Here is a 10,386-nt window from a genome sequence, read left to right as displayed (position 1 = left end):
TGGGATAATGCGGCTATGGAATCGTTTTTTAGTCGACTCAAAGTTGAGTTGGTTTATGCGGAGCGGTTTCAAACACTTGATCAGGCCCGATCCAGTATCTTCGAGTACATCGAAATGTTCTATAACAGAACTCGACGTCACTCAGCACTGGGTTATCTTAGCCCTGCTAAGTTTGAAGAAGTAAATCCACAATAGGTGTCCACTTTTAGTGGGTAACACCAATGTATTGATAACGGTGTTTACCATGAAGCTAGAGGATAGCCCCAAGTTTCCAATTTCAGTAACTTTTCTAAAAGATGGAGAACTATGGGTACTCGATAATATTGACGAGCTTGGTTCAAACCTTGAATGGTTCGATTCAAATGCCCCAGAGGAAGAAGCATTGGTAAAGGATGCCGAGAATCGGGACGTTGTTCTGATTGTAGAAAAACTGGAGGTGAAAGAGTTTAAGCTTGCTTAAATTACCATCATGAGAGTTTCAACTCATCTTACGAGGCTTACATGCAACACAGATAGTAGAAAAACTCAACGCCTTTAGCAGTAACATTCTCGATAGCTTGGGTGGTAAACGAAAGTAATACACATAACAAACTGCTCAAGATCACTCCCCTGCGGTCCCCGCCGCTGCTGCAAGGCGCTATGTACTCCTACAAATTGCGATATACACCATCCAAAATACGGTCTAATATCAGGTCTTATATTATGTCGGGTATAAGGTCTAGACATGAGGCAAGTATTAGCGGACTGTTCTGCAAGCATCTCAAAACTAAAGAAAACTCTACTGCACTTTTGGATTATTTTGAGGGTTCCCCCATTGTGATACTCAACTACAACAAACCGGCCGCTTATTTAATCCCGGCAGAAACCTATGAGTAGATGGTTGAACTGATCAATGATTATCAGCTTGCCAAATTGGTTGCAGAAAGGCTGGTAAACCCTCAGTGCCCTCTGCCAAGCTTAAAGGCAATGACCGAGTCTATAAAATCAAACTCAGAACAGCAGGCTATCGATTAACTTATGAAGAAACTGATGATGAACTTGTTGTTTGCAAATTACCCATAGGTGAAAGAGAGAAAGATTCTGTCTATAAAATTTTGGGCAAAAGACTCAATTATTGAGCATACACAATGACCGACACACCCCTGGCAGAGCTGAAAAACATCGGCAAAACCGTGGCCTCCAGATTGCGTGAAATAGGCATCTCACATCAATCTGAATTACGAAAAGTCGGTGCAGCCGGGGCCTATAAGTTGCTGTCTGAGCAACACCCCGACAAGCACCTACCGGTTTGTTATTACCTTTACTCCCTTGAAGGGGCACTTCAAAACAGGCACTGGGACGATTTTTCCAAGGAAGAAAAATTCCGGTTAAGGCAGGCAGCCGGTTTGCAAGAATGAGCGCTTTAAATGACGCCTCAACAAACAGGACTACAGAAAAGTGATGCTCTTTTCTCCGTTCAACGAGCCATCACCGCTGTAGCAGGCTCTATCTTCCGGGTAAACGGCGGCAGGGAGTCCAGAATCATCCGCCCGTAACGGGCCGTTACCAGCCGACGGTCCAGGATCGTGATTTGCCCGGTGTCCTGTTCTGTTCTCAACAGGCGACCACAGGCCTGCACCAGCCGCACCGCCGCATCCGGCACCGTCATTTCCATAAACGGGTTGCGCCCCTGGGCTTCGAGCCACTCCGATAAAGCGGCCTCCACCGGATCATCGGGCACCGCAAAGGGAATCTTGGCAATGACCACATGTTCACAATAGCTGCCAGGAAGATCGATGCCTTCTGCCAGGCTGGCCAGGCCAAACAGCACACTCTTCTGGCCCTCATCAATCCGCTGCCGATGCTTTTTCAGAAGCTCCTGCCGGGAGTAGTCATCCTGTAGAAGAACTCTTTCACGCCAGGATTTATCGAGACCAAAGTGGACATCTTTCATCTGTCGCCGGGAAGAAAACAGCACCAGCCCACTTTTATTGTCCGACAACAGTTCCGGCAACTGCTCAATCAACTCTTCAGTGTGCTCTTGTGAATTTCGCGGATCCGACACCATGGCCGGAATCACCAGGTTGGCCGCCTCTCCATGGCGGAAAGGGCTGGGCACCACCACACAACGAGACTCCGCAGGCACCCCGGAGCGCATCCTGAAACGACCAAAGTTGCCCAGTGCGGTCAGGGTTGCAGATGTAACAATGGATCCGTAAGCGGGATTCCACAATGTCTGCCAGAGGGTCATGGACGACAGTATAGGGCTACTGAACACTTCCAGTTCCTCGCCAAAAGCACCTTCGCTCCATTTCAGCCAGCGGGCACAGGGAGGCTCCCCTTCAGGGTCTGAGCCCGTGTAGGTCTGCCAGAGCTGAAAGTGGCTGTCCATTCGCATCTGCATGGCCCCGATTTCCGGGTACAGCTGCTCTGCCTGCCAGCGGTCAACCCCCGGTACCTCTCCATCCATGGCATCGTTCAGTTCTTTTGCCGCTTTTTCCAGCATGGCGCTGCATTTACTGAAACCTATCTTCAGAATATCGGCCTGACGTTTTAACGGCTCAGGCACTACCCCTTCCGGAAACCGGTAAACCGCCACCTGGCTTTCACCCTGGGGCGTAATATGGGTTCTGGGCTCGAATACGGCAATGGAATGGAGCATCTCACGGGTATGCCCAAGAGCATTGACCAGGGCATCAAACTCAGGCTGGATTTTCTCCAGCAGGCTACCCAGCTCCCCAGGCAGTGCGTTCTGCCCAAGCACTTTCTGAAGGTGCTTGCCCGCTTTTTCAAGCCAGGTAGCGGTTCCCTTTACCCGGGAGTGACAGGCAAAATGATCGATAGCCTTATCCGGCAGATGATGCCCTTCATCAAACACATAAATGCAGTCTTTTGGCTCCGGAAGAATGGCGCCCCCGCCCAGGGCCAGATCCGATAGAACCAGGTCGTGGTTAGTCACGATCACATCCGCCTGTTCAAGGTCACCCCGGGCCTTATAAAACGGACACTGGTTAAAATAGCCACAGCGTCGGCCACTGCACTGGGCATGATCCGTGGTGATCATCCGCCACTGGCTATCCTCTAGGGCATCCGGCCAGCTGTCCCGGTCCCCTTCCCAGCTGGAAGCGGCGAAGGCTTCCAGCATCTGCTGGTAAAGCGCCAGGGAGGACTGATCATTGTCCAGCGTATAACCGTCATAGGCGAACATATCCATCAGTGAAGCGGTCGCTTCTTCTTCCTGAAGCAGACGGTCCAGCTTGCTCAGGCAGGCATACCGTCCCCTCCCCTTGGCCAGGGTATAGGAAAACTTCAGCCCGGTTTTCAGGATGATATCGGGCAGATCCTTGCTGATCACCTGCTCCTGCAGTGTCACCGTAGCCGTGGCAATCACCAGCCTTTTACCCGCTGCCTGGGCCATCACCACTGCCGGCAGAACGTAGCCAACGGTTTTACCCGTACCGGTTCCCGCCTCAATCACCGCCACACAGGGATCAGACACTCTCCGGCCTTCACTGTCCGTCTCAATCTCCCCCAGAGTCCGGGCGATTTCAGCAATCATTAACTTCTGCCCGGGGCGGGCTTTTAACTGTTTGCTTTCCAGAAAAGCACTGTAGGCCTTCTGGATGGAGTGTTTCTGGGAGTCTTCAAGCACGTTGCCAATCGCCAGCGAGGGAGCCAGAAGTAACGGCCCCGGAATAAAAGAAAGTCGAATGGGTCATTTTAACCAAATAGCCATCAAATATCCTGCCCGGGACCGAATGCTTTTTGCTCGTCCTCTTCACTAATACTTGATACGAAGAAATACCCATAAGGAATCCATATTCAGCTTCCATTCAGTTACCCGAACTTATAGTGCCCGCCAAGCTTGAGTGCTTCAAACACCACACATTGATTTCCGGGAGCCGGCCAGACTTTAATCAAAAAGGCCCTCACCTCCCTGTATAAGAAACATCAGGAGTAATGATGAAAAAAGTATTCGCAGTAACTACTCTGGCGATGGCCGCCATCTCCTCTTCCGCCATGGCACAGGACAGTTTTTTTGCCGGTGTTGAGTATGGAAAGGCCAAACATGATCTGACTGCCGAAGTATTGCCTGGTACGCCTGCAGCTGAATCTGAGTCTGGTTCAGAAAAGATGAACCAGTATGGCCTGCGCTTTGGTAAATACCTGAATGACAATATCCGGGTTTATGCCAGCATCAACCAAGGCAAAAAAAGTGATGATGATTTGAAGGTAACCACTCGTCAACTGACGGCTTCTGCTGATTACCTTTTTGATTTAGGCCCGGTCAAACCTTTTGTTGGTGCCACCTTAGGTACCAACTGGATGAAGACAAAAGTCGGAGGTGTTTCTGACTCCGACTTTGCCCTGGCTTACGGTGCCCAGGCAGGTGTTCTGGCACAGTTGGGCCAGTTTGATGTTGAGGCCGGTTACCGTTACCTGAGACACAAGAACGATAACAACATCATGAATGTTTTCAAGATGAAGAACAAGGATTCCAAAACTCCTTATATCTCCGTGTCCTACCGCTTCTAAAATCCCCCAGTGGTACACAGTGTTTAGCCTTTGTGGATACAGAGGCAACCATCCTGCCTGCGCCCCTCCGGCGGGCGGGGTGGTTTTTTTCAGAATCCTCCCTGGGCGTTGTCATCGCCGCAATCTTGTTTTCAGTATTGCCTCTACCCGGTTTCAACCACCCCCTGCCCTGCTCCTGACGGGCTGTGATCACAAAGAACCAGTTGACGCTCTGGAAATACCTGACGGTAACTGGCCAATACTTCCATGAGCTTTTCATAAGTGGCTGGCAGAAAGCTACCCAAAAACTTCAGCCCTTCCACCACCAGTGTTTTGGGCATATTGGCTAACCGATCGTCACAAATGGAGTGCAAAAGCGTAGAAAGGTGAGACGAGCAGTGCAACAGCCCCAGAGAATCCTTCAGGTAACGGACAAGCAATGGCACACTGGTGGTTTGCGAAACATCGAGAATGACTTTGTCTCTTCTCCTTGATTCCGGATCAGGAACCGTGCTGGCCAGGGCCATTTCTCCACGGTCTTTCAGGTATTGAGCCATCACCCTCAGGTAAGCCACTTCGCAGACCGGGGTCAGTACACCTTCACGCCAGTGATGAATTGCGATCTGGCCAGGAAGAAGGCCGCGACAAACATCCGTTCCCGGGTAACGAACCCCACAATCGCCTGCTTCATTGACATAACCAAACCGCTGACGGGCAAAACTGACCAGCTGCTGTTCGCTGGGCCAGCTTTGCTGGAGCGTCCAGTACAAAAGATCATCGATTTCGTCGGCAGTAACGTCCATTCACATCTACTTTATAGGTAAAAATACGTAGCGCGAAGGATATAGATATTTACGCCGAGATGAATTGACGGGCATCAATATTTCAGCCTGCTTCGTAGAATTCACTCTATACCTCCACACTTAACCACAAAAAAAAATTTACGCTAACGGACCCTCACCCAAACCCTCTCCCAGAGGGAGAGGGCTTCAAAAGCTGCACCGACAAACTCTCTCTCATAGGGGAGATTACCTGATGATTCATTAGCATTAACCCAGCAATATCCAGAGCCCCTCTGGGCTTCCCAGACAAGGCGACAATTGTCAGAATAGTCACTCTACTCACCTTGAAGTTCCATGATGAAGAAAGACAACTTGCCAGCCTCCTGCCCCTGTGGTTCAGGGAAGGGTTTTGATCAATGCTGTGGACCCTTTCACCAGGGTAAATCTGTACCCAGCGCACTGGCACTTATGCGTTCAAGATTCAGTGCTTTTACCCTTGGTAACGCCCAATACCTTCTTGAAACGACACTACCCGCTCAGCAACCTCAGGTAGCCAAACAACAGCTGTATTCGGGCAACGCCAATACCCAATGGACCCGGCTGGAAATTATAGACACCGTTGCCGGTGGGCCAGAAGATACCACTGGTATTGTCGAGTTCAAGGCCTGGTGCAGGGACGGTTCATCACGAATGGAAACGGTTCATCACGAACGATCCGATTTTATCAGGGAAAACAATCGCTGGTATTTCATCTATCCAGGCCTGAAAGGTAGCACCGGGACCAGGACTGGGCGAAACGATCCCTGCCCTTGCGGCAGTAATAAAAAGTACAAAAAATGCTGTGGAAAATAGACCTGGTGCAAAAAATCGCACTACCATAAGTGAATATCATTATACAATAGACGAATATCAAAGACTTTTTTATCCCTTCTTAGTATAATCGCCCACCACAAACGATTTCTCTGCCAGGGACGATGAGAATCATCAGGCAGTTGCCGTATCGTTTTGTTCGCCTGGGTCCATACCAGCCGTTACCAAAACCGGCACTCATCAGCCAGGTATCGGACCGTGAATTCCACGGTCCGGACTGACGGATAAAAAATAACCATCAGAATTTAATTTGGGGACTCACCATGACAGTTTTCAGGAAACTGGGACTTGCCATTCTTGGGGCCGGTATTGCGGTTCTGTCAGCGACCAGCAGCGCCGCAGATGTTCAACAACAGTTTGTTACCATTGGCACCGGCGGGGTAACCGGTGTCTACTACCCCACAGGAGGCGCCATCTGCCGCCTGGTCAACAAAACCCGTAAAGAACATGGCGTTCGTTGCTCGGTTGAGAGCACCGGAGGCTCTATTTATAACCTGAACACCATTCGTGCCGGCGAGCTGGATATGGGAATTGTCCAGTCCGACTGGCAATATCACGCCTACCGGGGCACCAGTGCTTTTGAAGCCCAGGGAGCGAACAAAGACCTGAGGGCCGTCTTTTCGGTACACCCTGAAGCCTTCACCATTCTTGCCCGCAAGGATTCCGGCATCAAGCGTTTCGAAGACCTTAAAGGCAAGCGGGTCAACATCGGAAACCCGGGTTCCGGTCAGCGTGGCACCATGGAGCAGCTGATGAAGGAATACGGTTGGAGTCATAGCACCTTCTCACTGGTTTCCGAGCTGAAGGCTGCTGAGCATGCCAAGGCACTGTGTGACAATAAAATTGACGCCTTTGTCTACACCGTGGGCCACCCTTCCGGCTCCTTCAAAGAAGCCACCACTTCATGCGACACCGTACTGGTGACTGTGGCCGGAGACAAAGTCAACAAACTGATCAAAGAAAACCCATACTATCGTACCGCCACCATTCCGGGAGGCATGTACAAGGGTAATGACCAGGATGTACAGACCTTCGGGGTAGCCGCCACCTTTGTTACCTCCAGCAAAGTCAATGACGAAGCGGTTTACCAGATCACCAAAGCAGTCTTTGAAGACCTTCCGACCTTCAAAAAACTGCACCAGGCCTTTGGCACTCTCAAGAAAGAAGAAATGGTGTCTGACGGTCTGAGCATACCTCTGCACGAAGGCGCTAAGCGCTACTACAAAGAAGCAGGCCTTCTCTGATCGACACTCCTCCAGCCCTGTTATACCGCCAATAGGATCGGCGGTATAACAGGGATTGACTGCCGTCGGGAAAGGCGCTGCCTGAACCGTTCCCGCCGGCATGCCAGGCCTTACTGTCGCTCGCCGTTACTTACCGGTATCGGGAGCTTTTTAAGGTCTGTCTCGGGAAAGTCCGGTGATGGCTCTCCATAACCTGGTGATGCCTCTCTCCACAACCCTGGGAGAACAGGTCCTGTTGACCTGAATCTCACTGACTTTCGTTCCTGTCATCTGAAAACAGGTACTTTAATGGAAACAGCTAAAAGCCCTGGGCTGAACCCTGACAATCCATCGTCCCACGAGGACGCTTTCAACAAACCCAATACCCAGACCGCCGAAGACATCGTCAACCAGTCAGAGCAGGGAGGTCGTCAGCCCAAAGGACGAACCCGAACGATCATTCTGGGCGTTGCCCTGTGCTGGTCCCTGTTCCAGCTGTGGAATGCCTCTCCACTGCCGTATATGCTTCACTTCGGCATTTTTAATGATGGGCAGGCCAGAGCCCTTCACCTGGCCTTTGCTATTTTTCTGGCGTTTACCGCCTTCCCTGCCAGCAAAAAATCCGCTTCTGATCAAGTGCCCGTTCTGGACTGGCTCCTGGCCCTGACTGGCAGCTTCTGTGCCGCCTATCTCTACCTGTTCCATCAGGAACTTGCCACCCGTTCCGGAGCCCCCATCACCCCTGACCTGATCACCGCCGGCATAGGAATGCTGTTACTTCTGGAGGCCACCCGTCGGGCTCTGGGACCACCTCTGATGGTGGTTGCCAGTGTCTTTATTGTCTATGCCTTTGCCGGCCCCTACATGCCGGATGTCATCGCTCACAAAGGGGCCAGCCTGAATAAGGCCCTGTCCCATTTCTGGATCACATCTGAAGGCGTGTTTGGCGTTGCCCTGGGGGTTTCCACCAGCTTTGTCTTTCTGTTTGTATTATTTGGCTCACTGCTGGAAAAAGCCGGAGCCGGGAATTACTTTATCCAGGTGGCCTTTTCCCTTCTGGGACACCTGAAAGGCGGTCCTGCCAAAGCGGCGGTGGTATCATCAGGCCTCAGTGGTATTGTCTCAGGCTCCTCCATTGCCAATGTGGTTACTACGGGTACCTTTACCATCCCACTGATGAAAAAAGTGGGGTTCCCGGCTCATAAGGCAGGAGCCATCGAAGTGGCAGCCTCCACCAACGGGCAGCTGACCCCACCCATCATGGGCGCAGCAGCCTTTCTGATGGTGGAATATGTGGGTATTTCCTACATAGACGTCATTCGCCACGCCCTGCTACCTGCCGCCATTTCTTATATCGCCCTGTTTTATATTGTTCACCTGGAAGCTCTGAAAGCAGGCATGCAGGGGCTGCCACGGAGTGTCACCCGAACTCGCACCCAGGCTTTGATGTCCTTTACCGGCTCTTTTGCCGGCCTCTGTCTTCTGGGAGCCGGGGTCTACTACGGAGTCGGCTGGACCCGGGCATTGATGGGCGATCATGCCCTGTGGATCATCACACTGGCTCTTCTGATCAGTTACCTGGTGCTGCTTAAAATAGCCGCCAGCCAGCCTGACCTGATTGATAATATCGAACAGGAAATGCGCTCAACCCCGGTGCCTGGTCCAACCATCAAACGTGGGCTTTACTACCTGCTGCCACTGGTTGTCCTGCTCTGGTGCCTGACGGTTGAACGCTACTCCCCTGGGCTGTCCGCTTTCTGGGCCACTCTGGTGATGATTTTCATTACCCTGACCCACAAAACACTGATTGACTTTTTCAGAAAAGAGCAGCACTGCACCAACCTGTTCCAGGGGTTCTATGACCTGCTTGATGGGATGACCACCGGCGCCAGGAACATGATCGGCATCGGCGTTGCCACCGCCACAGCAGGAATTGTGGTCGGGGCTGTGACGCTGACCGGCATTGGTCTGGTCATGACCGAGTTTGTGGAGTGGGTATCTGCAGGCAGCATTATTCTTATGCTGTTGTTTACTGCCTTTATCTGTCTGATTCTGGGGATGGGCCTGCCAACCACCGCCAACTACATTGTGGTTTCCACCTTGATGGCGCCAGTGATTGTCACCCTGGGTGCCCAGCATGGGCTGATCGTGCCCCTGATCGCGGTCCACCTGTTCGTGTTTTATTTCGGCATTCTTGCCGATGATACACCACCGGTAGGACTTGCAGCCTTTGCTGCAGCGGCCATTGCCCGATCCGATCCCATCAAAACCGGTATCCAGGGGTTCACCTACGATATCCGAACCGCCGTTCTGCCCTTTATGTTTATTTTCAACACAGAGCTGCTGCTGATTGGTGTGGACAGCCTGTTCCACCTGATCCTGGTGATTTTTGGGGCTATTTCCGCCATGCTGGTATTTGCTACCGCCACCCAGGGGCAGTGGCTGGTGCGCAACCGCTGGTACGAAACCCTGGGCATGCTGCTGATCGCATTTACCCTGTTCCGCCCGGACTTTGTCTGGGACAAAGTCTTTCCCCCTTATCAGGACATTGAGGGAAGTTCTATTGTCAATGCTGTTGAAGCCTTACCTGAAGACTCTCAGGCTCGCCTGTGGGTTTCAGGAGAAACTCTGGAAGGTCGTCAGGTCAACCAGCTGGTGATTTTACCCGCCGGTAACAAAGACAGTGCTGAGGAGCGGTTCCGGAACATGGGCCTGGAAGTCCTGGTTGATGGGAATCAACTGGTCATTGACATGGTGGATTTCAACAGTGAAGCCCAGAAGGCCGGCATCGATTTTGACTGGACCATTGACCGAATGGAAATGCCGTCAGAACGCCTGCCCAAGCAACTGATGTGGATCCCGGCTTTACTGCTGCTGCTTCTGATTTTCCTGGGACAGCGTCGTCGGCTCTGACCTTTCATAGCCCGTTGCGCTTCGCTATGCTCAGCAGCAACCTACCTTATGGAGTGGAGTAGGTTGCTGCTGGACGAAGTGAAGCGCAACTTAAAAGAAACCCA

The 10,386-nt window shown here is 51.7% G+C and carries 10 protein-coding genes; 8 read left to right on the top strand and 2 right to left on the bottom strand.

Annotated features, from left to right (window positions below; translation table 11 throughout):
- The 4 genes from ACNRUY_RS19045 to ACNRUY_RS19030 form a co-directional block, all read left to right on the top strand.
- Nucleotides 1–195: IS3 family transposase (locus ACNRUY_RS19045; protein ID WP_488112253.1), on the top strand; the 195-nt coding region annotated here is incomplete at its 5' end.
- Nucleotides 196–244: 49 nt separating this feature from the next.
- Entirely contained in the window at nucleotides 245–460 is a 216-nt protein-coding gene (locus tag ACNRUY_RS19040) for a hypothetical protein (RefSeq protein ID WP_488113241.1), read from the top strand.
- Between the two features lie 481 nt (nucleotides 461–941).
- The gene (locus ACNRUY_RS19035; protein WP_488113240.1) at nucleotides 942–1,118 is read left to right on the top strand and encodes a hypothetical protein; all 177 of its coding nucleotides are present in this window, start codon (nucleotides 942–944) and stop codon (nucleotides 1,116–1,118) included.
- Between the two features lie 9 nt (nucleotides 1,119–1,127).
- Entirely contained in the window at nucleotides 1,128–1,397 is a 270-nt protein-coding gene (locus ACNRUY_RS19030) for a TfoX/Sxy family DNA transformation protein (protein WP_488113239.1), read from the top strand.
- A gap of 59 nt (nucleotides 1,398–1,456) precedes the next feature.
- Here ACNRUY_RS19030 and dinG read toward each other — a convergent pair whose 3' ends face one another.
- Nucleotides 1,457–3,631 carry an ATP-dependent DNA helicase DinG gene (dinG, locus tag ACNRUY_RS19025; protein WP_488113238.1) on the bottom strand — a complete coding sequence of 725 codons (2,175 nt, stop codon included), beginning with the start codon at nucleotides 3,629–3,631 and terminating at the stop codon, nucleotides 1,457–1,459.
- Nucleotides 3,632–3,942: 311 nt separating this feature from the next.
- On the opposite strand from dinG, the gene ACNRUY_RS19020 reads away from it, so the two are divergent.
- Nucleotides 3,943–4,515, top strand: a complete 573-nt coding sequence (locus ACNRUY_RS19020) for an outer membrane beta-barrel protein (protein WP_488113237.1) — start codon at nucleotides 3,943–3,945, stop codon at nucleotides 4,513–4,515.
- Nucleotides 4,516–4,658: 143 nt separating this feature from the next.
- Here ACNRUY_RS19020 and ACNRUY_RS19015 read toward each other — a convergent pair whose 3' ends face one another.
- The gene (locus ACNRUY_RS19015) at nucleotides 4,659–5,297 is read right to left on the bottom strand and encodes a hypothetical protein (RefSeq protein WP_488113236.1); all 639 of its coding nucleotides are present in this window, start codon (nucleotides 5,295–5,297) and stop codon (nucleotides 4,659–4,661) included.
- Nucleotides 5,298–5,630: 333 nt separating this feature from the next.
- On the opposite strand from ACNRUY_RS19015, the gene ACNRUY_RS19010 reads away from it, so the two are divergent.
- The 3 genes from ACNRUY_RS19010 to ACNRUY_RS19000 all read left to right on the top strand — a co-directional run bounded on the left by ACNRUY_RS19010 (nucleotide 5,631) and on the right by ACNRUY_RS19000 (nucleotide 10,282).
- Nucleotides 5,631–6,128, top strand: coding sequence for a YchJ family protein (locus tag ACNRUY_RS19010; protein WP_488113235.1), 498 nt, complete (start codon nucleotides 5,631–5,633; stop codon nucleotides 6,126–6,128).
- Between the two features lie 281 nt (nucleotides 6,129–6,409).
- On the top strand, nucleotides 6,410–7,390 hold the full coding sequence (locus ACNRUY_RS19005) for a TAXI family TRAP transporter solute-binding subunit (protein ID WP_488113234.1): 981 nt from the start codon (nucleotides 6,410–6,412) through the stop codon (nucleotides 7,388–7,390).
- A 288-nt stretch (nucleotides 7,391–7,678) separates the two neighbouring features.
- A complete protein-coding gene (locus tag ACNRUY_RS19000) occupies nucleotides 7,679–10,282 on the top strand; it encodes a TRAP transporter permease (RefSeq protein WP_488113233.1) in 2,604 nt (867 codons plus the stop codon).
- The last annotated feature ends 104 nt before the right edge of the window (nucleotides 10,283–10,386 follow it).

This window comes from Endozoicomonas sp. Z74 (assembly GCF_057680865.1).
Note: the sequence above shows the minus strand (reverse complement) of the source record. Positions and strands in the feature narration are given on the sequence as shown.

Excerpts from the sequence above, each read along its gene's own strand:
- ACNRUY_RS19040 (WP_488113241.1), top strand. The coding sequence starts at position 245 with ATGAAGCTAGAGGATAGCCCCAAGTTTCCAATTTCAGTAACTTTTCTA.
- ACNRUY_RS19030 (WP_488113239.1), top strand. The coding sequence starts at position 1,128 with ATGACCGACACACCCCTGGCAGAGCTGAAAAACATCGGCAAAACCGTG.
- ACNRUY_RS19020 (WP_488113237.1), top strand. The coding sequence starts at position 3,943 with ATGAAAAAAGTATTCGCAGTAACTACTCTGGCGATGGCCGCCATCTCC.
- ACNRUY_RS19015 (WP_488113236.1), bottom strand. The coding sequence starts at position 5,297 with ATGGACGTTACTGCCGACGAAATCGATGATCTTTTGTACTGGACGCTC.
- ACNRUY_RS19010 (WP_488113235.1), top strand. The coding sequence starts at position 5,631 with ATGATGAAGAAAGACAACTTGCCAGCCTCCTGCCCCTGTGGTTCAGGG.
- ACNRUY_RS19005 (WP_488113234.1), top strand. The coding sequence starts at position 6,410 with ATGACAGTTTTCAGGAAACTGGGACTTGCCATTCTTGGGGCCGGTATT.
- ACNRUY_RS19000 (WP_488113233.1), top strand. The coding sequence starts at position 7,679 with ATGGAAACAGCTAAAAGCCCTGGGCTGAACCCTGACAATCCATCGTCC.